General features: G+C 70.6%; 24 protein-coding genes. 12 read left to right on the top strand and 12 right to left on the bottom strand.

The window, feature by feature from the left end:
- Positions 1-231: 231 nt before the first annotated feature.
- The 4 genes from ABZT06_RS19685 to ABZT06_RS19670 all read right to left on the bottom strand — a co-directional run bounded on the left by ABZT06_RS19685 (position 232) and on the right by ABZT06_RS19670 (position 4,178).
- Positions 232-669, bottom strand: coding sequence for an ATP-binding protein (locus ABZT06_RS19685; protein WP_355741958.1), 438 nt, complete (start codon positions 667-669; stop codon positions 232-234).
- A gap of 115 nt (positions 670-784) precedes the next feature.
- Complete coding sequence (locus ABZT06_RS19680) at positions 785-2,290, bottom strand: ATP-binding protein (RefSeq protein WP_355741955.1); 1,506 nt, start codon at positions 2,288-2,290, stop codon at positions 785-787.
- Between the two features lie 407 nt (positions 2,291-2,697).
- A complete protein-coding gene (locus ABZT06_RS19675) occupies positions 2,698-3,564 on the bottom strand; it encodes a hypothetical protein (protein WP_355741952.1) in 867 nt (288 codons plus the stop codon).
- Positions 3,561-4,178 (bottom strand): RNA polymerase sigma factor, encoded by a 618-nt coding sequence (locus ABZT06_RS19670; RefSeq protein ID WP_355741949.1) that lies wholly within the window; start codon positions 4,176-4,178, stop codon positions 3,561-3,563. Before ABZT06_RS19670 ends, ABZT06_RS19675 begins: the two co-directional genes overlap by 4 nt.
- A 266-nt stretch (positions 4,179-4,444) precedes the next feature.
- On the opposite strand from ABZT06_RS19670, the gene ABZT06_RS19665 reads away from it, so the two are divergent.
- Positions 4,445-6,679 carry a peptidoglycan recognition protein gene (locus ABZT06_RS19665; RefSeq protein WP_355741946.1) on the top strand — a complete coding sequence of 745 codons (2,235 nt, stop codon included), beginning with the start codon at positions 4,445-4,447 and terminating at the stop codon, positions 6,677-6,679.
- A gap of 106 nt (positions 6,680-6,785) precedes the next feature.
- On the opposite strand, the gene ABZT06_RS19660 is transcribed toward ABZT06_RS19665, so the two are convergent.
- Complete coding sequence (locus ABZT06_RS19660; RefSeq protein ID WP_355741943.1) at positions 6,786-7,178, bottom strand: hypothetical protein; 393 nt, start codon at positions 7,176-7,178, stop codon at positions 6,786-6,788.
- Positions 7,179-7,402: 224 nt separating this feature from the next.
- Here ABZT06_RS19660 and ABZT06_RS19655 point away from each other — a divergent pair, with 224 nt between their 5' ends.
- Positions 7,403-7,864, top strand: coding sequence for a DUF1877 domain-containing protein (locus tag ABZT06_RS19655; RefSeq protein WP_355742247.1), 462 nt, complete (start codon positions 7,403-7,405; stop codon positions 7,862-7,864).
- Positions 7,865-7,908: 44 nt separating this feature from the next.
- On the opposite strand, the gene ABZT06_RS19650 is transcribed toward ABZT06_RS19655, so the two are convergent.
- From ABZT06_RS19650 to ABZT06_RS19635, 4 genes are all read right to left on the bottom strand, one after another.
- A complete protein-coding gene (locus ABZT06_RS19650) occupies positions 7,909-8,490 on the bottom strand; it encodes a hypothetical protein (protein WP_355741940.1) in 582 nt (193 codons plus the stop codon).
- A gap of 76 nt (positions 8,491-8,566) precedes the next feature.
- Positions 8,567-9,070: a hypothetical protein gene (locus tag ABZT06_RS19645; RefSeq protein ID WP_355741937.1), complete on the bottom strand. Its 504-nt coding sequence runs from the start codon at positions 9,068-9,070 to the stop codon at positions 8,567-8,569.
- A gap of 87 nt (positions 9,071-9,157) precedes the next feature.
- Positions 9,158-9,925 carry a DUF4328 domain-containing protein gene (locus ABZT06_RS19640; RefSeq protein WP_355741934.1) on the bottom strand — a complete coding sequence of 256 codons (768 nt, stop codon included), beginning with the start codon at positions 9,923-9,925 and terminating at the stop codon, positions 9,158-9,160.
- A gap of 139 nt (positions 9,926-10,064) precedes the next feature.
- Complete coding sequence (locus tag ABZT06_RS19635; RefSeq protein WP_355741931.1) at positions 10,065-11,726, bottom strand: glycoside hydrolase family 20 protein; 1,662 nt, start codon at positions 11,724-11,726, stop codon at positions 10,065-10,067.
- Positions 11,727-11,881: 155 nt separating this feature from the next.
- Here ABZT06_RS19635 and ABZT06_RS19630 point away from each other — a divergent pair, with 155 nt between their 5' ends.
- The 6 genes from ABZT06_RS19630 to ABZT06_RS19605 all read left to right on the top strand — a co-directional run bounded on the left by ABZT06_RS19630 (position 11,882) and on the right by ABZT06_RS19605 (position 16,705).
- Complete coding sequence (locus ABZT06_RS19630) at positions 11,882-12,421, top strand: 2-oxo-4-hydroxy-4-carboxy-5-ureidoimidazoline decarboxylase (RefSeq protein ID WP_355741928.1); 540 nt, start codon at positions 11,882-11,884, stop codon at positions 12,419-12,421.
- A 189-nt stretch (positions 12,422-12,610) separates the two neighbouring features.
- Positions 12,611-12,991, top strand: coding sequence for a succinate dehydrogenase, cytochrome b556 subunit (gene sdhC, locus ABZT06_RS19625; protein WP_007384241.1), 381 nt, complete (start codon positions 12,611-12,613; stop codon positions 12,989-12,991).
- A 5-nt stretch (positions 12,992-12,996) separates the two neighbouring features.
- A complete protein-coding gene (locus ABZT06_RS19620; protein WP_355741924.1) occupies positions 12,997-13,479 on the top strand; it encodes a succinate dehydrogenase hydrophobic membrane anchor subunit in 483 nt (160 codons plus the stop codon).
- A 19-nt stretch (positions 13,480-13,498) separates the two neighbouring features.
- Positions 13,499-15,253, top strand: coding sequence for a succinate dehydrogenase flavoprotein subunit (sdhA, locus tag ABZT06_RS19615; RefSeq protein ID WP_355741921.1), 1,755 nt, complete (start codon positions 13,499-13,501; stop codon positions 15,251-15,253).
- On the top strand, positions 15,253-16,032 hold the full coding sequence (locus ABZT06_RS19610) for a succinate dehydrogenase iron-sulfur subunit (RefSeq protein ID WP_329266536.1): 780 nt from the start codon (positions 15,253-15,255) through the stop codon (positions 16,030-16,032). The genes sdhA and ABZT06_RS19610 overlap by 1 nt, the downstream gene beginning before the upstream one ends.
- A gap of 127 nt (positions 16,033-16,159) precedes the next feature.
- A complete protein-coding gene (locus ABZT06_RS19605; protein ID WP_355741917.1) occupies positions 16,160-16,705 on the top strand; it encodes a hypothetical protein in 546 nt (181 codons plus the stop codon).
- A 234-nt stretch (positions 16,706-16,939) separates the two neighbouring features.
- Here ABZT06_RS19605 and ABZT06_RS19600 read toward each other — a convergent pair whose 3' ends face one another.
- Together ABZT06_RS19600 and ABZT06_RS19595 are read right to left on the bottom strand one after the other, a co-directional pair.
- Positions 16,940-17,386, bottom strand: a complete 447-nt coding sequence (locus tag ABZT06_RS19600; protein ID WP_355741914.1) for a DUF2752 domain-containing protein — start codon at positions 17,384-17,386, stop codon at positions 16,940-16,942.
- Positions 17,358-17,822: a TM2 domain-containing protein gene (locus ABZT06_RS19595; protein ID WP_355741912.1), complete on the bottom strand. Its 465-nt coding sequence runs from the start codon at positions 17,820-17,822 to the stop codon at positions 17,358-17,360. The genes ABZT06_RS19600 and ABZT06_RS19595 overlap by 29 nt, the downstream gene beginning before the upstream one ends.
- A 126-nt stretch (positions 17,823-17,948) precedes the next feature.
- On the opposite strand from ABZT06_RS19595, the gene ABZT06_RS19590 reads away from it, so the two are divergent.
- The 4 genes from ABZT06_RS19590 (at position 17,949) to ABZT06_RS19575 (ending at position 20,139) form a co-directional block, all read left to right on the top strand.
- Positions 17,949-18,359: a VOC family protein gene (locus tag ABZT06_RS19590; protein WP_355741909.1), complete on the top strand. Its 411-nt coding sequence runs from the start codon at positions 17,949-17,951 to the stop codon at positions 18,357-18,359.
- Positions 18,360-18,476: 117 nt separating this feature from the next.
- On the top strand, positions 18,477-18,872 hold the full coding sequence (locus ABZT06_RS19585) for a hypothetical protein (protein ID WP_355741906.1): 396 nt from the start codon (positions 18,477-18,479) through the stop codon (positions 18,870-18,872).
- Entirely contained in the window at positions 18,869-19,375 is a 507-nt protein-coding gene (locus ABZT06_RS19580; protein ID WP_355741903.1) for a DCC1-like thiol-disulfide oxidoreductase family protein, read from the top strand. The genes ABZT06_RS19585 and ABZT06_RS19580 overlap by 4 nt, the downstream gene beginning before the upstream one ends.
- A gap of 11 nt (positions 19,376-19,386) precedes the next feature.
- Positions 19,387-20,139, top strand: a complete 753-nt coding sequence (locus tag ABZT06_RS19575; RefSeq protein ID WP_355741900.1) for a TetR family transcriptional regulator — start codon at positions 19,387-19,389, stop codon at positions 20,137-20,139.
- A gap of 5 nt (positions 20,140-20,144) precedes the next feature.
- Here the strand turns inward: ABZT06_RS19575 and ABZT06_RS19570 are convergent, their stop codons facing one another.
- Positions 20,145-22,556: an MMPL family transporter gene (locus tag ABZT06_RS19570; protein WP_355742244.1), complete on the bottom strand. Its 2,412-nt coding sequence runs from the start codon at positions 22,554-22,556 to the stop codon at positions 20,145-20,147.
- Positions 22,557-22,672: the final 116 nt, after the last annotated feature.

Raw genomic sequence — 22,672 nt, 5'->3', positions numbered from 1 at the left:
TCAGGGCCGTGCGGTCGTGGCTCGGAAGGTCAAGCACAGTGATCTCCACTCTGAGGTGCGGTTGAACACCGGGCAACGGGCTCTCAGTTCGTGTCCCCGACTTCCTCGTCGTAGTCGGCGTCGCTGATCTCGACGACGTTGTTGGCGGTGCCGTTGTCGCACCGAGGCGGCTCCGATGTGCCTGATCCGCGACATGCCGTCCCGGCCCCGGAACGGCTCGGAACCCGCAGCTCAGCCCAGCGGCAGGCGCACCCGGACGACGGTGCCAGGGAGGTCCCGCACTTCGCTGCCTTGCACCAACTCTCCCCAGATGTAAGGGAGTTCCTCGGCGGGAATGCCCTGGCCGGTGTCAGCGACCTCCACCACGACATGTGCGCTCTCCTCGAAGGCGCGCAACTCGACGGAGGACCCCGACCCGCTGTACTTGACCGCGTCGGCGACCAGATTGCGCAGCGCCGGCTCCAGCAGACCAGCGTCACCAGGCGGCTTCGGCAGTGGCCATGGCACGTCGGACACGATCACGGTGGCCTTCCGGTCGTCGCCGCCCGGAAGGTCGCGGGCGAGTTCCCCTGACGCCTCCAGCAGTTCCGCCAGTGGCACCGGGCCGTGTTCCATCGGCTGGTCCTCGATCGCGGCCGGCTTGCGCGGATCCCCGGTGGTTCGCACCATCCGCGGCGCCTCCTCCACCCGCCCGGCGGTGGCGCCGGCACCCTCGCCCAGACCGTCCGCGACGAAGCAGGACCGGCCTCACCTTCGCTCCTCCGCTCGTGGGCAGCTCCTGGTGTCAGCTGCCGTAGAGGGTGGGCAGATCGACCAGGAGGAGGTCGTCACGGCGGTTGGCCAGGTCGGCCAGGTCGGGGTAGAAGCCGTGCAGGGAGTACAGGGCCAGGGTGGTGGTAGCGGTGTCGTACCCCTGGTCTGCGAGCAGGGCACGGATACGTTCCAGGCGCTCCAGGTCACCGGTCCCCCGGCGGGCGGCGGTCGCCTTGGCCTCGCCCAGCAGCGCGATCCTCGCGCGGGGAGCCTGCGGGCGCTCGCCGGCGGCCAGGGCGATGACATCGACCTCGTGTTTGGTCCGGGCGACCTGGTCGGCGACCTCGGTGGTACCGACCGGGCCGGGCAGTCCACCGGGCAACAGGGTGTGGGCATAACGACGTGTGAAGTCGCGGGCCAGGTCCTCGAAGTGCGGGCCGAGGATCTTGGAGTTGAAGGTGGGGGCGGCCTGCTGCCACACCTGCTCGGCGAAACCCTGCTCCACGGCGGCGGCCTGCGGGATCGTGATGAGCTGGTTGAAGCGGATGACCGGGTCGGCGAGGGTGATGACGGGATGGCGGGAGCGGAGGATGTCCTGCTCGCGGCGGATGTAGCCGGTCGATTCCAGTACTCCGAGAGGGTGTGCGACGGCGTTGCGCGGGCGTTCCAGGGCGGCGCCGATCTTGCTGGGAGTGGTGGCGCCGTTCGCGATCGCGGTGAGGATGTCGTAGTACAGCGTGTGCTGAGTGATTCTCGGGTCCTCGCGCAGCAGGTACTCGGTCTCGGTACGCGAGTACACCGCCCGCCCCGGATCGAGCAGCGTCCGCGTGAGCCAGGAGTCGAAGCCGTCGTCCGGATGGGGCCGGGCAGCCACCGGCCGGTAGCCGGGAGCCCCGCCCAGGACCGCGTGCACCTTCAGCGCGGTCAGCGGGTCGGCGATCTGCCAAAAGACCCTGCTGTCACGGTAGTCGAAGGCGCCCAGCCGCAGATCGACCACGGCTCGTCCCCGCAGCGGCTTGGTTCCAGAGAGCAGTTCGTGCATGACGCTCATCGCGGAGCCGCACAGGATCAGTCTCGGACCCGGCCCGGCACCGGGCCGGGCACCCCGTTGGCGTTCGTCGTAGAGCTGTTGTAGCAGCCCCGGAATCTCGGGCGAGTGCTGGAGCAGGTACGGCAACTCGTCGATCACCAGAAGCGGATGCGCCGAACGGGCCGTCACATCAAGGGCATTGGACAACACGTCACGCCAGTCGGTCAGCCGCAGACTCCCCGGCCGCAGGCCGGCGTGGGAGGCGACCGCATCACTGAACCGCTGGATCGCGGGCAGCCGCCCCTCCTCCCGGACCGCTGTGACATAGAGGCCGCCGACCTGTTCGGACAGGGCCTGCAGAAGGTACGACTTCCCATGCCGCCGCCGCCCCGACACGATGCCGAGCCGCATCGCCGGATCCGGATCAGTGAGGAACTCCGCGAGCAGACCCCACTCCCGGACCCGGTCGACCACATCGTCCGGCTTGGCCGGCAGGCTCTTCTTCACGCGGTCTCCTGCACATCAACTTCGACGGAATATGTCTAAGTCTACTTCGACAAGAAACGTCGTACTGGATTTATCGCGGAGCTTCGGCAGCCGAGCCCAGGATCCGTCCGATGCGCGGGCAGATGCACGACGCCATCCGGCACTTCTCCTCAGCCTCCGCTGCAGGCCGTCCCACCTGAGTGATGGCACCTTCTGGCGCGGCAGCCCGCAGGGGCTGACCGACCGTTGGACACGTGACCAGCGCGTGACCAGTAGCGGTCAGGAACAGCCAGAAACACCTGGATGAGGGCCGGTCCAGACGGGAAGTGAGAACCTGCACCCGAGCAACAAAATGCCTGGTCAGAGGCCCTTCATGCTTCTGTCGGGCGAGGGGTGGCGGCCCCGGCCGTTGCCGCGGCCGCGCCGGGTCACTGCTTGTCGGACTTGTTCTGGTCCGCGTTCGGCCGGCCGCTCGCCTTGTCGTTCTGCTTGCCCGGATTCGCGTCGCCGGCGTTACCCCCGCCGTTCGCGTTGCCTCCGCCGTTCGCGTTGCCCGCGCCGTTCCCGTCACCCGCGCCCTTCCCAGCGGACGGGTCCGCCAGCGCGGCGCAGTAAGCGCTCACGTTCGCCTCACCGCCGGCCGCCGTCACAAGCCGCTGGAACGCCGTGGAGTCCAGCGCCTTGCCGCTGCCCCGGACCTTCTCGTAGGCACGGCAGTGGGCCAGGGTGTCCTGCGCGGTGGGCGGGCGCTCGGCGGGTGCCGACGGGGAGGGGCGCGCGCTGCTGTGCGACTCGGCGGGGGTGCTCGGCGAGGCGCTCGCGTGTACGCCCTTGTCCCCTGCCGCGCCCTTGTCCGGACCGCCGCCCACCGAGCCGATCGCCGCGTAGGCGACACCGCCCAGGGTGAGGCTCGCAAGGAGCACGGAGAGCGTCGCCCGCAGCGAACGCGCCCGGCGCCGCTGCGCGCGGGGCCGCCAGTCGTCCCGCCGCCGCGTCCGCGCCCGATGTGCCCCGGAGTCCCTCGCCTCCCGGAACGCGGCCACGGCCAGCCGCTCCGCCTCGCCCTCGGACTTCCCCCCACGGATGGCCGCGGCGAGCAGCGCCTCCAGGGGGCTGTCCTCGTAGGGGGACTCATGGTCGTACGGCTGCTTCCGGCCTGGCGTGGAGCGCTCGCCCCGGACCTGGCCCCGCACGGTCTCCTCCGGACCCGCATGCCGGCGGCCGGAGGCATTGCCGCTCCGCTCGTCACCCATGCCGTGTCCGTTCCTGTCCGATGTGCCGTCGTCACCTGTCATGTCGACTCCCCCAGCGTCCGGGGGCCGTCATCCGTCACACTCTCGGCGCCCAGTTGGTGCGCCAGCCGCTTCAGCCCCCGGTACGCCGCCGTGCGCACCGCGCCGGGGCGCTTGCCGAGGACGCGGGCCGCGGCGGGGCCGTCCAGTCCGACCACCACCCGCAGCAGCACCGCCTCGGCCTGGTCGCGCGGCAGCCCCCGGACCAGCTCCAGGGCGTACTCCGTGGAGAGGGACTCCAGTGCCTGGTCGTGGGTGCTGTGCGGGCCGGGCAGGTCCAGCATGTCCTGCTCCAGCGCCGCCGACCGGGGCCGCACCTTCTGCCGGCGCAGATGGTCCAGGGCCCGGTGCCGGGCGATGGTCGCGGTCCAGCCGCGGAAGCCCGCCCCGTCCCCCCTGAACCTGCCCAGGTCCCGGGCGATCTCCAGCCAGGCGTCCGACGCCACGTCCTCCGCGTCCTCCCCGACCAGCCCGCGCAGATACCCGAGCAGTCCGGGCTGCACCAGCCGGTAGGCGACCGCGAAGGCGGCCTCGTCCCCCTCCTGGGCCCGCGCCACGGCCGCGCCCAGTTCCCCGTCGTACGCCTGCACGCGGCGGGGTTCCCCTCCCTGGCCCAAGAACTTTCCCGTCCGTACCGGTTCGTGGCGATTCCGCACCGTACGGCACGGTCGCCCTTGCCCATGTCCCCCACGGTCAACAGCGCCGGACCTCACAGAAGTGTCACAGCGGGCCGGACATCCCGGGCACCCCACCTCCAACTCCTGTGACACCTGGCAGTGTTCGTACGCTGTGTAGGTGCCACCTGTGTGACAGGTGGTGTTTCTGTGACCAAATCAGGGGTGGGGTAGTGAGTCGTAAAAGCCGTGCGTACAGACCGCTCAGCATGAAGCGGCGGGCCTGGCTGACGCTCGGTGCGGTGGTTCTGGGGGGTGGCGGCATCGCGACCTACGCCGTCGCCAGTCCGTCGACCGACGCCGCGGGGGACGTGCAGCCCAAGCGGCCGGTGAAGGTCTACGACCTGACGCTGAAGGGCACCGCGACCGGCAAGCGGGAGCTGCCGCGCACCGAGACCAAGCAGTTCTCGCTGCTCGGTGTCTCGTGGACGGGCGTGACCAAGCCGTTGGAGGGCAAGGCGCAGGTCCGGACCCGCAGCAGCGAGACGGGCGAGTGGACCGCCTGGCAGGACCTGGAGACCAACATCGACCCGCCGGAGGACCCCGACGAGCGGAGCGGCGCGCGCGGCGCGTCCGAACCGCTGTGGGTGGGCCCCTCGGACGGCGTGCAGGTGCAGGTCGTCCACGAGGACGGCACCACAAGTGCCGGACTGCCGAAGGGACTTGAGGTCAATCTCGTCGACCCGGGCATCGCGACCGCCGCGGAGCAGAGGGACACGGGCGACGACAAGGAACCGGCTGCTTTCGCCGCTGCCGCGGACGAGACCGGCACGCCGACCCCGGCCCCCGTCGAGAGCGAGAGCACGTCCAGCTCTCCGACCCCGACCGACCCGGCCACCTCCGCCTCGGCTTCGGCGCCCGCCACCGTCTCCCCGACGCCGACGCCGACGCCGACCGCCACCACCCCCACCGCGCCCCCGTCGACGGTCCCCGAGCCGCCGATCGTCTCCCGCGCCGGCTGGGGCGCCGACGAGAAGCTCAGCCCCGACCCGTCGGAGTACAACGCCGATGTGAAGGCCGTCTTCGTCCACCACACGGACGGCACCAACGACTACTCGTGCACCGACTCGGCCGCGATCGTCCGGGGCATCTACGCGTATCACACGCAGACCAACGGCTGGAACGACATCGGCTACAACTTCCTGGTCGACAAGTGCGGCACGATCTTCGAGGGCCGCAAGGGCGGGGTGGACCTGCCGGTCCTCGGCGCGCACACCTACGGCTGGAACCGTGAGTCCGCCGGCATCGCGGTCCTCGGCAACTACACCGACGCGGGCGCCTCGAACGCCGCCCTCACCTCGGTCGCCCGGATCGCCGCCTGGAAGCTCGGCCAGTACGGGGTCGACCCCGACTCGACGGTCCAGCTGACGGCGGGCGCGACCCAGAAGAACCTCGCCGGCACCAGCTTCACCGCGGGCAGCCTCTACACGTTCAACCGGGTCTCCGCCCACCGCGACGGCTACGCCACCGAGTGCCCGGGCACCTCGCTGTACGGCCAGCTCCCGACCATCCGCGCCTGGGCGTCCGGGCCGGTGCAGGGCCTGAAGGTCACCACGCTGACCGGTACGACCCTGTCCGGCTCGACGTACTACACCAAGGGCGCGATCACGGCGAAGTGGGCGGCCACCACGCCGGCTTCGCTGATCTCGAAGTTCGAGCTGCTGGTCGACGGCAAGGTCGCCGCCACCGCGTCCGGTACGGCCACCTCGGCGAGCACGACCCTGACCGCGGGCAGCCACAAGGTCGCCGTACGGGCCGTGCACCAGTCCGGCAAGACCACACCTGCGACCACCGCGCTGACCGTCGTCACCGACACCACCGCGCCGACCTTCTCCACCACGCCGAAGATCACCCTGCGCACCGGCACGGTCAACACCACCGCCGTCCCGATCACCCTCGGCTGGAAGGCCGCCGACTCCCAGGACCTGAAGTCGGTGAGCCTGCTGTCCCCGACGACGGCCACCTTCGGCCCGACCACCACCAGCTCCAGCCGCACCGCCAAGCCCGGCACCGCGAGCACCTGGTCGATGAAGGCGTACGACGTCGCGGGCAACACCCGCACCTCGTCGCCCTCCTACACGCCGATGATCCTTCAGGAGACCTCGGCCACCAAGTCGGGCAGCTGGACGGCCCGTTCGTCCACGAGCTACCTCGGCGGGAAGTCGTACTCCAGCGGCTCCAAGGGCGCGAGCCTGAGCTGGACGTTCACCGGCCGGTCCGCCTCCTGGGTGGTCTCGCGGGCGTCCACCTCCGGGCAGGCGTACGTGTACGTGGACGGCACCAAGGTCGCGACCGTTGACCTGAAGTCCTCGACCACGAAGTACCGCGACGCGATCTGGACCAAGTCCTGGTCCACCAGCGCCAAGCACACCGTCAAGATCGTGGTGGTCGGCACCAGCGGCCGTCCGACGGTCACGACGGACGGGCTGGTCTACATCAAGTAGACGTCCGGACAGCGCTGCTGAAGCGCCGGATCCGACGGCCCGGGCGTCCGCTCCCCCGCATTCCGGGGAGCGGGCGCCCGTTCCGCGTTCACCACGGCTCCCGCGATCAGCGCCGGTCGGCACCCGTCGCGTCGCGGCACAGCAGCCGCAGCGAGCCGTCTCCGGCGAAGCAGCGGCGGGCCTCGTCCACCGGGTCCCACAGCCGTCCGTCGGGCGTACGGACCCAGTGCTCGCCGCCGCTCGTCCACCACTCGGCACCGGCCTGGTGGACCACGACCTCACCGGCGTAGGCGCCGAGCCCGCGCAGCACGGTCTCGACGGCGGCGTACGGCGCCCCCTCGCGCCGTATCTCCTCGATCAGCCGGTCGACGCGCCACAGGCTCTGCGCCGAGTAGTCGAGCCGGACGCGGGCGCCCTCGCGCAGGGCCGACACCGCGTCGGCGGCCCACCGCACTGGTCTGGCGGCGGCGGCGGGGCGGCTGGTCCGGCGGGTGGTCACATCAGCTGTCGTAGGGGCGGTTGCCTGAGCCGTCACATCAGTCGTCACAGGGGTGAAAGCGTTTCGGCGGGGTGTTTCGTCACCCGGATCGAGGGGTCTCGGCGGGACCGGTGCAGGACCGACGCACCTTCACCGCAACCCTCCTCGGACGGTCACAGGACCCTCTCGGTAGCGAGGTTGACGCCGGTGTGACGATTCCCCCCTCCCGTGCGCTCCTGTCTCTGATGAGCGACTACTTCCATCTCCGCGCGGTGCCGCCCTCGGCCCTGCGCAACAGCGCCAACTGGATGCAACGGCTGTTCGAGGACGACTGGGACGCCGTGCGCGAACGCATCGGACGACACCGGGAGGAGGTACTGAACAAGTCCTACCTGGACCACGAACTCCTGTACGCCGGCGCCGAGGTGGTCCTCGGCGGTCTGCCGGTCTACCCGGGCGACCACGACAAACCCCCGTTCCTGCTCCTGACCGCGGCCCGGGCGAACCGCGTCTCGGCGTACCTGGGTGCGGCCGACTTCGAGGCCCTGTGGCTCCTCGCCCGCGAGGAACTGCTGCCGAGATACGGCGGAACGGCCGCGGAACGGGAGGCGCGGGGGGTGTTCGCGGCGGCGCACCGGGATCTGACGGCGTTCTACGGGCAGACGGCGCAGTACGGGGACGCGGTGGTCAAGTGGCTCATCCACTGAGTCACTTGGCCAGTGGGCCACTCGACCCACTGAGCCACCGGCTCTCACCCTCGCCGCCGGCTCCTCCGGGACACCACCGCGCGCAACACCCGACGGCCCTCGGTCGAGACGTCGAGAGCCGGGCGCAGGCCCGCCGGGCCGTGGCCGGCGAGCAGTTCCAGGACGGTGATCTGGCGGCGCAGCTCGGCGGCGACCAGGGGGGACATGCCCTCCGTACGGCCCTCGCGGCGGGCGTCGACGGAGTCGCCGGCGTCTTTCAGGGGGTCGAGCAGCCGGTGGATGCGCAGCGCCGCGACCGAACAGGCGTCGGCCCACACCCGCAAGGCGGGGGCGGACGGTTCCACCGGTGCGGCGGCGAGCATCCGGCGGGCCAGCAGCACGGCCTCGTCCTCGCTCAGATCGGCGTCGGCCGACCCGAACTCCCCGTCCCCGCCCAGCTTCCCCCGCACCTGCTCCAGCCGTTCGCCCCACGCCTCGGCCCCGGCGTCGTCCGCGAGCCCCGCCCACAGGGGCCGAAGGACCTCGTCGTCGCCGCCGAGCAGCGGTACGCACCGATCCAAACAAGCCAACCCGCTGGCGGCCAGTCCGCGTTCGTCGGCCTGGCCGATCAGCTCCACCAGACTCATCCACGCCTCCCTCGCCGAGCGGTGTCCCCTGACGGAACCCGCACTTCCCCTTACTGCGCGCGACGGCCCCGGAGTGTCACAGGGGCACCACACCGAGTCGGTCGAGCATACGGAAGAAGAGGTTTTCGGCCAACAGGTCGGGTTCCGCCCTCAGTACGTCGAGCAGTGGCTCCTCGGGCACCTCGTGTCCCGCCTCCGCGGCCCAGGCGACGGCCCGCGCGGCCGCGTCCCCGGGTTCGAGGAAGTAGTCCTCCACGGTCAGCCCCTCCTCACCGTCCCCGAGGTACCCGGCCATGGCCGCCCGGGCCAGACAGGTCGTCCAGGCCCCGCTCTCCGGCCCCGCCGCCTCCACCACCACCGACGCGCTGTCCATGACGTATCCGAAGAGCGCGGGCGAACCGCTCTCCAGCGCAAGGGCGTTCATGTTCCCCACATCGCCCTCGCCGTTCGCGTACTCCCAGACCTGCCATCCGCCGGGCGCCGACTCGCACAGGACCATGCCCTCGGCGCCGGCCAGCGCGTCCAGCTCGGCGAGCGGCCGCTCCCCGCGGCCCACGACGAAGTAACCCCAGTAGCCCATCCCCGGTCCCCCTGGCTGCTCGGTACGGCTAGGTCGCCGAATACACCACAGTCGTACGGCAGTTCGCAGCAGGAAGGACCCATTCCGTCACATGGCGACGGGTACCGCGGGGCCCCGGCGTGCCATCTCGTCCTGCATCCGGGTCAGCCGCAGCACCACGGCGGCGGCGAGCAGGGCGGCCACGAGGTCGAGAGCGTCGCCCGCCATCGCCTGCGTCATGGAGTCGTGGATCTCCCGTGAGGTGTCGGCCTCCTCGAACGCCACGTACAGCAGCTGCCCGACCGTGTTGGAGATGAGCCACAGCGTCCACCAGGCGTTGATCAGGGCGTGCCCCTCGGACTTCTCCCCCGTGCTGCTCGCGTCCCAGATGTCGACCACGACCCGGCGCGGGTACCACAGGCTCACGATCGGCACGACCCAGCCGGCGATCACCCAGGGGCGCGCCTTGCGGTGCCCGTCGGGTGCGAACACCTCGGCGTTGCGCCGCACCCGCCACAGCCAGACCACGAAGACGACGGCGCAGACGAACAGCATGAGCGCCTGGGCGGCACCGGCCACGACGGTCAGCGTGTCCGCCAGGTCGGACCCGTCCCGTACGGCGTCCCCGGCGCCGCCCCCGAGGAGGTCGCCCGTGACGTCGTACAGGTAGAGGTCCGCGCCGAGGGAGAACAGGTCGACGGCCGCGGCCACCGCGAGCAGCACCGCGGTCGCCCACCCGAGCCCGACCGGGGAGCGCAGCCAGACCGTGGGCGCGGCGCCGGCCGGCGGGGCCTGGAACCCGGGCGCGGCGGCGCACTGGGTGCACAGGACGCCGTCCGGTGCCGCTTCGAAGTGATGGCAGCGCGTGCAGAGCATGGCGAGGTCCCCCGAGACGTGGATGATCAGCGAGCCGTGGATGTTCCACAGGCCGCGCGGGTTCTCCCCAGAGCCTCACGCGCGGCATGCGGAACATACGTTCGCCAGGCTCGTACGTCTAGCCGGAATCCCCGGAACCTCAGCTCAGCCGGTCCCCGAGCGCCTTGAACCGCGTCCAGGTCAGCGCGGGCTTCCCCGGGTCCCACAGCTTCTGCGCGGTGGCCCGCAGCGGCATCCGGATGCCGGCGGCGACCTGGTCCTGCGTCTGCGCGTTCGGGAAGTCGCACCAGACCGCGAAGGACCCGCCGAGGATCTGGCCGTCGTACGTCGAGGAGACGGCCGTCGTGCCGCGTACGACTCTCGGGGTCCACTCCTCGTAGATCCGCCGGCCGGTCGGGTAGGAGAACGTGTTGGGCTGACCGAGGACGTAGTAGAGGAACTCGTCGTTGTAGTCGACGACCTTGCGCCCCGCGCTCAGGTACTCCACCGGCTGCCGGGCGCCGATCTCCTTGCCCGTCCAGTACCCGACCTGGATGTCCTTGTCCGGCCGGACGGACGTACCCCGGAAGAAGCCGTCGTTCCACGCGCGCGGGGTCTTGCCGTGGGCGCGGACGGTGCGGGCGCGGTCGTTGAGCCAGCCCGTGGTCAGGTCCTCGACGGTGGCGCCGCTGCCGTAGGCCTTCCTGGCGGCGGTGGCGAGCTGCGGGTACGTCGCCTCCGGGTCGGACACCGTCAGCGCGCGGTACTCGTCGCCGCCGAGGTGCCAGTCGGCGCCGGGGAAGAGTCCGGCGTACTCGTTCAGCAGGTCGTCGACGATCTTGGCGGCGGCGGGGTCGGAGATGTCGACGGCCCCGCGCGCCGCGTTCCCCGCCGCACTGCGCAGCTGCAGCTCGGGGTGCGCGGCGATGACGGCCCCCAGGTGGCCGGGCGAGTCGATCTCCGGTACGACGGTGATGTGCCGCTGGGCCGCGAGCGCGACGATCCTCTTCACCTGCGCCTTGGTCAGGTGCCGCGCGGACACGATCTCCGGGTGCGAGTCGGACTCGATCCGGAACGCCTGGTCGTCGGAGAAGTGCAGCTGGAGTTCGTTGTACTTCAGGTCGCCCAGCTCCCGGACCCGGTCCTCGATCCAGCCGGCCGTGAAGTTCTTGCGCGCGATGTCCAGGGAGAACCCGCGCACGGGTTTGGCGGGCTCGTCGCGCACGACACCCTCCGGCGCCGTACCGCCGCCGTGCACCTCCTGCTTGAGGGTGCGGGTGCCGTAGAACACGCCCGCGTCACTCGGCCCGCTGATGGCGACCCGCCCGTCGCGCACGGTCATCCGGTACGACTCCGGGCCCGCGCCCTTGTCGCCGCCGAGCGTGAGGCGTACGTCCCCGGCGTGTACGTCGTCCTTCTGCCCGGCGTAGGTCAGTCCCAGCTCGCCGGCGAGAAGGCGTCCCTCGTCGGCGAGGCCGGCGTTGTTCACGACCACGCGCAGGCCGGAGGCGGGACGCCAGCCGGGGCCGTGCGCCGGGGTGTGGGCGCGGACGGCGGGGATGGTGCGGGGGGTGGTGGACAGGGGGTAGGACCGGGTGGGGCTGGGGGCCGGGCTCGGGGCTCTCGACGGGGTCGGGGAGTTCTCCGCGCTGCCGCCGGAGGGTGACTGGGCCTGGGACCGGGCCGATCCGGCCGGGTCGCCGTCGCTGCCCGCCCACAGCCCGAGGCCCACTCCGGCCACGACGGTCACGGCGACCGCACCCGCGATCAGCCCGCGCGCCTGCTTCTCCTGCTTCTCCGGTCGCTTCCTGTGCTGGCTCACATCGTCAACCTAGGGCCTCGAGAGCGGAGCCCGTGTCCACCACCCGTTCCGAAACTCTCCCGTGCGGGTGAAATTCGGGCATCCGTCGGACAGGTCATGTCCACTCTCGATAACGTAGGGTCACACCGCTCACAGCTTCCCCTGCCGAAACACACGTGACGCCCACACATTCTCCCGGCCGACTGGCCATACCGTCCCTGCCCACCGTCCTGGACGCCTTCAACCACGCGCCCTCCGACGAGGCGCGGCCCCTGCTCCTGGACTGTCTGCGCAGCCTCCGCTGGGCGGAGCGGGTCGTGGCCCACCGCCCCTATCCGACCGTGGACGCGCTGCTCGCGGCCGCGGACGAGGCGGCGTACGACCTGACCGTGTCGGATCTCTCCGAGGCCCTGGCGGCCGAGACGCTGCTGGCCCTGCCGGACGGGGCCTACTCCGCGGCCCACATGGCCATGGACGCGGCCCACGCGGCCTACGAGGCACGCTTCGGCCACGCCTTCGTCATCTGCCTGGACGGCCTGGCTCCGGCCGAGGCCCTCGACCACGTCCTGGCAGGCATCCGGTCACGATTGACAAACGATCCGGAGGAAGAACGGGTGGTGGCGGCAGAGGAACTCCGCCGCATCGCAAGGGGCCGTCTGGTGTCCTCCCTGAGGGGCGCGGGGACCGGCCACCACGAACCCACACCCGGCACATAACCGGACATCCCACCTCATTAGCCACCCGGTTCCCCCATCTGCGTGCCACTTTGATCACACAGGTAGGCCCCGGCTAAGCCCAGCGGCAGCGCATCGCTACGATGCTGAGGGCCGGTGGACCGTACCCGGCCGGGCCGACCGACAGCACAAGCCGGCAGGCCCCGACACCCCGCTCCCGGAGGGACTTCCGTGCCGGCTGGAACGCTGTACCGCGGCCGGGAAGGAATGTGGTCCTGGGTGGCTCATCGAGTCACCGGCGTCCTCATCTTCTTCTTCCTGTTCGTTCACGTGCTGGACACCGCTCTCGTCCGTGTCTCACCCGAGGACTACGACAAGGTCGTAGCCACCTACAAGACCCCGCTCGTCGCGTGCCTGGAGTACGGCCTCGTGGCCGCCATCCTCTTCCACGCGCTCAACGGCCTGCGCGTCATCGCCGTCGACTTCTGGTCGAAGGGCCCGCGCTACCAGAAGCAGATGCTCTGGTCCGTCGTGGGCCTGTGGGTCGTGCTCATGATCGGGGCGATCTACCCCGTCCTCGGCCACGCCGCTCGTGAACTGTTCGGGAGCTGATACCGATGGCGACCACTGAAACCACCGCTAACGGCATCGGCCCCGTCGAGGGCGCCTCCGGTTACGGCGTCGACAACCCGGCGCCCCTCATCGAGGCCCCGCGCAAGCGCACCAAGAAGACCCCTCGCTCGACCCGTGGCAACTTCGAGATGGCCGCGTGGCTGTTCATGCGCCTGTCGGGTGTCGTGCTGGTCGTCCTGGTCATCGGGCACCTGCTGATCCAGCTGGTGCTGGACGGCGGCGTGTCGAAGATCGGCTTCGCGTTCGTCGCGGGCCGCTGGGCGTCCCCGTTCTGGCAGGTCTGGGACCTGTTGATGCTGTGGCTCGCGATGCTGCACGGCGCCAACGGTCTGCGCACGATCATCAACGACTACGCGGAGCGCCCGAACACCCGCCTGTGGCTCAAGGGCCTGCTCTACACCGCCACGGTGTTCACCATCCTGCTCGGCACGCTGGTGATCTTCACCTTCGACCCGAACATCCGCTAGGCACGGGGCTGCGAGAATCATGAAGATCCACAAGTACGACACCGTCATCGTCGGCGCCGGTGGCGCGGGCATGCGCGCGGCCATCGAGTCGACGAAGCGCAGCCGCACCGCGGTCCTGACCAAGCTCTACCCCACCCGCTCCCACACGGGCGCCGCGCAGGGCGGCATGGCCGCCGCGCTCGCCAACGTGGAGGAGGACAACTGGGAGTGGCACACCTTCGACACGGTCAAGGGCGGTGACTACCTGGTCGACCAGGACGCCGCCGAGATCCTGGCGAAGGAGGCCATCGACTCGGTCCTCGACCTGGAGAAGATGGGCCTGCCGTTCAACCGCACGCCGAACGGCACGATCGACCAGCGCCGCTTCGGCGGTCACTCCCGCAACCACGGCGAGGCCCCGGTCCGCCGCTCCTGCTACGCGGCCGACCGCACCGGCCACATGATCCTTCAGACGCTGTACCAGAACTGCGTGAAGGAGGGCGTGGAGTTCTTCAACGAGTTCTACGTCCTGGACCAGCTGATCACCGAGGTCGACGGCGTGAAGCGGTCGGCGGGCGTGGTCGCGTACGAACTCGCCACCGGTGAGATCCACGTCTTCCAGGCGAAGGCCGTGATCTACGCGTCCGGCGGCTGCGGCAAGTTCTTCAAGGTGACGTCGAACGCGCACACGCTGACCGGTGACGGCCAGGCGGCCGTCTACCGTCGCGGGCTGCCCCTGGAGGACATGGAGTTCTTCCAGTTCCACCCGACCGGCATCTGGCGCATGGGCATCCTGCTGACGGAGGGCGCCCGCGGTGAGGGCGGCATCCTCCGCAACAAGGACGGCGAGCGCTTCATGGAGAAGTACGCGCCGGTCATGAAGGACCTCGCGTCCCGTGACGTCGTCTCCCGCTCCATCTACACGGAGATCCGCGAGGGCCGCGGCTGCGGTCCCGAGGGCGATCACGTCTACCTCGACCTCACGCACCTCCCGCCGGAGCAGCTGGACGCCAAGCTCCCGGACATCACCGAGTTCGCCCGCACGTACCTCGGTATCGAGCCGTACACGGACCCGATCCCGATCCAGCCCACCGCGCACTACGCGATGGGCGGCATCCCGACGAACGTCGAGGGCGAGGTCCTGGCGGACAACACGACGGTCGTCCCCGGCCTGTACGCGGCCGGCGAGGTCGCGTGCGTGTCGGTGCACGGAGCCAACCGTCTGGGCACCAACTCGCTGCTGGACATCAACGTGTTCGGCAAGCGGGCGGGCATCGCCGCCGCCGAGTACTCCCAGAAGGCCGACTACGTCGAGTTGCCCGAGGACCCGGCGCGACTGGTGCTCGACCAGGTCGAGCGGCTGCGCGACGCCACCGGCACCGAGCGCGTGTCGGTGCTGCGCCGCGAGCTGCAGGAGACCATGGACGCCAACGTCATGGTGTTCCGCACCGAGCAGACGATCAAGACGGCGGTCGAGAAGATCGCGGAGCTGCGCGAGCGCTACAGGAACGTCTCGATCCAGGACAAGGGCCGGCGTTTCAACACGGACCTGCTGGAGGCGATCGAGCTCGGCAACCTGCTGGACCTCGCCGAGGTCATGGCGGTGTCCGCGCTGGCCCGCAAGGAGTCCCGCGGCGGCCACTACCGCGAGGACTACCCGAACCGCGACGACGTCAACTTCATGCGCCACACCATGGCGTACCGCGAGGTGGGCGACGACGGCACCGAGTCCATCCGTCTCGACTACAAGCCGGTCGTCCAGACCCGCTACCAGCCGATGGAGCGTAAGTACTGATGGCAACCCCGACCCTGGACAAGGCGGACGCGGCCGGCACACCCGAGCCCGGCTTCGCCGACTCCCCGTACATCACCGCCACCTTCCGCATCCGCCGCTTCAACTCGGAGGTCTCGGCGGAGGCGACCTGGGAAGACTTCCAGCTGGAGATCGACCCGAAGGAGCGTGTCCTCGACGCCCTCCACAAGATCAAGTGGGAACAGGACGGCACGCTCACCTTCCGCCGCTCCTGCGCGCACGGCATCTGCGGTTCGGACGCGATGCGGATCAACGGCAAGAACCGTCTGGCGTGCAAGACGCTGATCAAGGACCTCAACCCGTCGAAGCCGATCACGGTCGAGCCCATCAAGGGCCTCACGGTCCTGAAGGACCTCGTGGTCGACATGGAGCCGTTCTTCCAGGCGTACCGCGACGTCATGCCCTTCCTCATCACGAAGGACACGAACGAGCCGACCCGGGAACGCCTCCAGACGGCGGAGGACCGCGAGCGCTTCGACGACACCACGAAGTGCATCCTGTGCGCGGCCTGCACCTCCTCGTGCCCGGTCTTCTGGAACGACGGCCAGTACTTCGGCCCGGCCGCCATCGTCAACGCCCACCGCTTCATCTTCGACTCGCGTGACGAGGCGGGCGAGCAGCGCCTGGAGATCCTGAACGACCGCGACGGCGTGTGGCGCTGCCGCACCACGTTCAACTGCACGGACGCCTGCCCGCGCGGCATCGAGGTGACGAAGGCGATCCAGGAAGTGAAGAGGGCGCTGATCACTCGGCGGTTCTGACGGTCCGTCCGGCAAGACGACAGCAGGGCCGTTCCCTCCGGTGGCGGGGGGAACGGCCCTGCTGGCAGTATGAGGCGCTGATCCAGCAGCCGGATCTCCTACGGCTGATGAGACGGGGGACGAGAACATGGCCGAGCCGAATCCGTACCAGGGCGGAGCGCCCCAGTGGGGCCCGGACAACCCGCCGGCCCTGCCCCCCGCGGTCCCGCCGCCCGGCTACGGATACCCCAACGCGGCCCCGGGGTACGGCTATCCGCAGCCGCCGCCCACTCCGGCGTACGGCTTCCCCCAGCAGCAGACCGCTCCGGGCGCCCTCGCGGGCGGTAGCGCCCCGCTGTTGTCCATCGGGGACATCACGGTGATGGGCGACCAGATCATCACACCGGCCGGGCCCCTTCCCCTGCGCGGCGCGGTGTGGAACGCCACCGACATGTCGCACACCGAGGAGAAGATCCCGGCGCACGCCATCGTGCTCGCGATCATCTTCTTCGTGTTCTGCCTCCTCGGGCTGTTCTTCCTCCTGATGAAGGAGAAGAGGACCACGGGCTACATCCAGGTCACCGTGACGAGCGCGGGACGCCACCACTCGACGATGCTGCCGGCCTTCGGACCGCAGACTTTCCCGCAGGTCATGGGCCAGATCAACTACGCCCGCTCGCTCAGCACCATGTGAGCCGGCGGCCCACGGTCACGGCTGGCTGAGGATGACCGCGAGCATCCGGTCGCCCTCGTAGGGGAGGTAACCGGCCTGCGGGGCGGACGGGGCGGACTTCGGGACGATGCAGAGGTACTGGTCGTCCAGGAGGAGACGGCGGGTCTCGGCGCTCTGGTGGAGCTCTCCGAAGCCGTACGCCGATGCCGACGACAGTACGAGGCGGCACTGACAACGGGCCCCGGACGAGCGGCGCTAGACGATGTTGCGGGCCACCGTCCACGCCAGGGCCACCGCGAGGACGACCACCTGCCCCCGGGGGCTCAGCGTGGGCCTCCAGTGGCGGCCGTGCAGGCCCGCCCACGCCCAACGGCCCAGCAGGAACAGGGCGTACGGCGAGGCGAGCAGCAGGGCCCGGTTGTCCAGCCACGCTTCGGTGAAGTGGCCGTGCATCAGGTCGTACACCATGCGGGTGCCGCCGCAGGCCGGGCACAGCAGGCCGGTGAGCAGGCGGAACGGGCACTGCGGCAGGACGTGGCCGGGCTCGTGCGGGTCGGTGTCGTAGAGGTAGACCGCACCGGCGGCTCCCGCGGCGAGCACCGCCGAGGGTGCCGTCGCGGGGTGGCGCAGCGGTGAGCGCCGCGGGGGCACCGGGGCCTCGGTCCCCGGCGCCCTAGCTCCGGAGGATCCGGCCGTGTTCATCGGTGTGGTCGTTCCCCGTGAGCAGCAGGATGCCGTCGATCAGCGACCAGACGCCGAGGCCGCCGCAGGTGAAGAGCTGAGCGAGGCCGATGCCGACGTCGCCCAGGTAGAAGCGGCCGACGCCGAGGCTGCCGAGGGTGAGCTGGAGGATGCCCGCGATGACCTTCGACTTGTCGGAGTACGGCCGCCCGTACGGGTCGTAGCCGTAAGGGGCGTTGGGGTCTCCGGTGTACGTCCCCGGGGGCGGGTAGTAGCCCGGCGGCGGGAACCCGGGAGGCGGGTAGCCCGGCGGCGGGTATCCCGGCTGGGGGCCCGGCTGCTGGTATCCGGGCTGCGGGCCCGGCGGCGGGTACCCGGGCGGCGGGCCCTGCTGCTGATATCCCGGCTGGGGGCCCTGCTCGGGGTCCTGCTGTTCGTGACCCTGCTGTTCGCTCAAGGGGGACTGCTCCTGGGGACCGAAGCGGGAGGACCCGCGAAAAGACGACAATGCGCCCGGTCATCATGCCCGACGGACACCGCGTCGCAGAAGCCCGTTCCGCCACCTCCGGCTTAATCTGACGACATGTCAGATGACCAGTCGTACGAGCTGCTCGGTTTCGACAACGTACTGCTGCCCGTCGGGAACCTCGGCGAGGCCGTCTCCTTCTACGAGCGCGCGGGCTTCACGGTGGGCTTCCGGCTCGACGAGGCCGGGATCGCGCTGCTGAAGGTCGGCGGCGAGACACCCGGGATCCTGCTCCGGCAGGAGGAGGCCATGGGGCACCGGCCGCCGCCGTGGCCCGCCACACGCGTGTGGCTGGAGGTACCCGACGCCAGGACCGCCGCCGAGGAGCTCCATGCAGCCGGCGTCGAACTGCTCGACGCCCCCTTCTCCGTGGTCACCGGCTGGACCGTCGAGGTCGCCGACCCCTGGGGCAACGTCCTCGGGTTCACCGACTACACCAAGCGTCCGGAGCTCGGCCGGCGGGCCTGAGGCGGAGCGCGCGCGGACGTGACGCAGACCTCTGCGCCAGCGAGTTGAACACGTTCAAAAGGAGGTCTAGAGTCTCTCCCGTCAGCGTTTTGAACGCGTTCAAGAATGGGGAGGCGCATGGACCGCACGGTCGTCGCCTACGTCATCTACCTCGTCGTCAGCATCGCCCTGACGGTCTGGGTGGCCCGCACGCTCAGCAAAAACGGACGGATCTTCCTCGCCGACGTACTGCGCGGGAACGAGAAGCTCGCCGAGGCCGTCAACCACCTCCTGGTGGTCGGCTTCTACCTGGTGAACCTAGGGTTCGTCGCGCTGTACCTCAGCGGCGACGGGACGATCGAGGACACCCGCGGAGTCTTCGAGGCCCTGTCGACCAAGCTGGGCGTGGTGCTGCTGGTCCTCGGCGTGATGCACCTGGCCAACGTGTACGTCCTCAACCGGATCCGCAGGCGGGGCACCATGGAGCGGGAGCAGGTGCCGCCCGTCCCGCCGCAGGACTGGGTCCGGGCATGACAGGCCCGACAGCCACCGGCAGCACGGCGGACCGCACCCCGGTCCGCCGGCTCACCGTCCTGTACGACGCCGACTGCTCCCTGTGCGCCTACGTGCGCGACTGGCTCGTACGGCAGCCGCAGCTGGTGCCGCTGGAGATGGTGCCGGCCGGGTCGGAGGAGGCCCGGCGCAGGTATCCCGGGCTCGATCACCGCGCCACCCTGGAGGAGATCACCGTCGTCGGCGACGCCGGGCAGGTCTACCGCGACACCGCCGCCTGGATCGTGACGCTGTGGGTGCTGCGCGAGCACCGGCCGCTCGCCCACCGGCTCAGCACCCCGTCCGGGGCGCGGCTCGCGAGGGGCGCGGTGCTCGCCGCCGCCAAGTGGCGTGGCGCGCAGCGCCCGGTGGGTCGGTGGGACGGCACGGTGTACCGCCGCGCGGACGGCTGGTCGTACGAGGCCGGGCGGGGCTGGCCCCACACCGCACCGGGGTGCGACGGCGGCGGCTGCGTCACTGGTTAGGCTCTCTTTCCGTGCCTGCGAACAACGACGGCCCCGACGAGGGCAGTACCCCGAGCAAGTCCGAACAGACGAGCAAGTCCGAACAGACGCGCGCGCTGATCCTGGAGACCGCGATGCGGCTGTTCCAGGAGCGGGGGTACGACAAGACCACCATGCGGGCCATCGCCCAGGAGGCCGGCGTCTCCGTCGGCAACGCGTACTACTACTTCGCGGGCAAGGAACACCTGATCCAGGGCTTCTACGACCGGATCGCCGCCGAACACCAGGTGGCGGTCCGGGAGGTCCTGGCCCGGGAGAGCGACCTGGAGGCGCGGCTCGCGGGGGTTCTGAAGGTCTGGCTGGACATCGCGCAGCCGTATCACGAGTTCGCGGTGCAGTTCTTCAAGAACGCCGCCGATCCCGACAGCCCGCTCAGTCCCTTCTCGCCCGAGTCGGAGCACGCGCGCGTGGAGGCGATCGCGGTGCACCGAGAGGTACTGCGGGGCGCGACGAGGACCAAGGTGCCCGAGGAACTCCGGGACATCCTCCCCGAGTTGATGTGGCTGTCCCAGATGGGACTCGTCCTGTACTGGATCTTCGACCGCACGGAGGGCCGCGAGCGGAGCTACCGGCTCGCGGAGCGCGGCGCCAAGCTCACCGCGAGGGGCGTGTCGCTGGCCCGGTTCCGGGTGCTCAGGCCGCTCGTACGGGAGGTGCACGAGCTGTTCACGGACTTCCTGCCAGGGATGACGAAGGTGATGCCGGACCCCGGCAGGAAGGCGTAGTCACGTCAGTTGACGGCGTCGACCTCCCCCTCGGCCAGTTCGACGTCGTACACCAACGGCCCCTCCCCCACGACGACGTGCCGAGCACGTGAACCGTACGAGGGTGCCGTGGCCGCCAGCAGGTACGTCCCCGGCTCCGGGACCGAGACGATGTATGAGCCGTCGGCCAGCGACTCCACCCGGTCCAGCTGACGCCCCCCGCCCGACAGGAGCGATACGGCCGCGCCCGCTATGGGCTCCCCGTCGGCCGTACGGACGAAGCCGTGGACGGCCGATGCCGGGCCGTCGTCCGCGCGGGCCGCGGCCGAAGGTGCCGGCTCCTCCTTCGGTTCCACCGCCAGGTGCGGCAGCCGCTTGTCCAGCCCCTTGGGCAGCCACCAGTTGGAGTCGCCGAGCAGATGCATCGCGGCGGGCACCAGGGCCGTGCGCAGGATGAAGGCGTCCAGGGCGACGGCGGCGGCGAGACCGACGCCCGCCATGGCGGCGCCCGAGTCGCCGCTGAGGACGAACGCCATGAAGACGCAGACCATGATCAGGGCGGCGGAGTTGATGACCCGGCTGGTCTCCGCGAGGCCGACGCGTACCGCGCGCGCGTTGTCGCGGGTGTGCACCCACTCCTCGTGCATGCGGCTCACCAGGAAGACCTGGTAGTCCATCGAGAGCCCGAAGAGCAGGGACAGCATGATGACCGGCAGGAAGGCGTTGATCGGGCCCTCCTTGCCGAGGCCGAGCAGTTCCAGGCCCCAGCCCCACTGGAAGACCGCGACCAGGACGCCGAAGGAGGCCGCGGCGGCGATCAGGTTCATCAGGGCCGCCGTCAGCGGCACCACCAGGGAGCGGAAGGCGACCAGCAGGAGCAGGAAGCCGAGTCCGATGATCGTGGCGATGAACAGCGGGAGGCGGTCGCCCGTGACGGACGCGAAGTCCTTCGAGACGGCCGTCACCCCGCCCACGTGGGCCTGTGCCCCGGCCGCGGGGATGACGTCGTCACGCAGCCGGTCGATGAGCCGGTCCGTCTCCGCGGACTGCGGTGACGTCGTCGGCACGACCTGGATCACCGTCACACCCCGCGCGGGCGGCAGCGCGGCCACCTGTGCCACGCCGGGCGTGTCTTTGAGGCTCTTCACCAGGGTGCCCGTCGCGCCGCCCTCGGTGACCACCTGGAGCGGTCCGTTGAAGCCGGGACCGAAGCCCTCGGCGAGCAGGTCGTAGGCCTTCCTGGTGGTCGTCGAGGCGTCGTCGTTGCCCTGGTCGGTGGCGCCGAGGCGGAGCGACAGCACCGGAACGGCCAGGACGGCCATGAGGACCAGGGCGAGCGCGGCGGTCCTGCGGGGGCGCTTCTGGACCCCCGTCGACCAGCGGGCGGCGAGACCGGAGGCGTTCTCCGGCTCGGGCCCCTGGGCGGCCAGCCGGCGCCGCTGGCGGCGGCTGAGCACGCGCGGGCCGAGGAAGCCGAGCAGGGCCGGCAGGAGGGTCGTGGCGGCCAGGACACTCAGCACCACGGTCAGGGAGGTGCCGATGACCACGCCGTCCAGGAAGCGCAGTCGCGTCACCAGCATGCCGGCGAGGGCGATGCAGACCGTGCCGCCCGCGAACAGCACCGCCCGGCCCGAGGTGTTGAGGGCGGTGACCGCCGACTCCTCGGGGTCCAGGCCCCGCAGGATGCCGCGCCGGTGGCGGGTGACGATGAACAGGGCGTAGTCGATGCCGACGCCGAGGCCGATCAGGGAGGCGAGCAGCGGGGCGATGTCGGGGACGTCGGTGGTGTGGCTGAGCAGCTGGGTGGCGAACAGGCCCATGCCCACACCGAAGACGGCGATCGCGATCGGCAGCATCATCGCGAAGAAGGAGCCGAACGCCAGGAACAGCACGACCGCCGCCGCGACGATGCCGACCGTCTCCGACAGCCCCTGCGGCGGTTCCTGCACGCGCTGGATCGCCTGGCCGCCCAGTTCCACCTGCAGGCCGGCCCGCTCGGCCCCCTGCGCGGTGTCCACGACGTCCTCGACAAGTCCCTTGGGCACCTCGTTCGCGCGCTTGACGAAGGTCACCTGGGCGTACGCGATCGTGCCGTCCCGGCTGACCTGCGCGGCCCCCTGGGCGCCGTAGGGACCGGTCACCGCGCCGACGCCCGGCATCTTCGCGATCTTCTCCAGTGCGGGCCGGATACGGTCCTGGACCGCCTGGTCCCGCACCGAGCCGTCGTCGACCTTCCAGACCACCGTGTCGGTGTCGCCCGAGGTGTCCGGGAAGGCCTTCTCCATCAGGTCATACGCGCTCTTGGAGTCCGTGTCGGGCAGGGAGAACACGTTCGCGTAGTTCGTGCCCGCCGCCGAGGCCGAGAAGCCCAGCCCGAACAACGCCCCCACCCACAGCAACAGGACCACCAGCCGGTGCCGATAGCACCAGCGTGCCAATACCGCCACGCTCCACACTCCCCTTGTCGGTCGTCGGTCGGTCCCCCAGGTCCTCGCAACAGGATCGGCGGCGGCACGCGCGCGTGCACATGAGAGGCCCATGACTCTCAAGGAAC

This window comes from Streptomyces sp. NPDC005483 (genome assembly GCF_040606035.1).
GTDB lineage: Bacteria > Actinomycetota > Actinomycetes > Streptomycetales > Streptomycetaceae > Streptomyces.
This window is presented reverse-complemented; position numbering and strand designations above follow the sequence as displayed.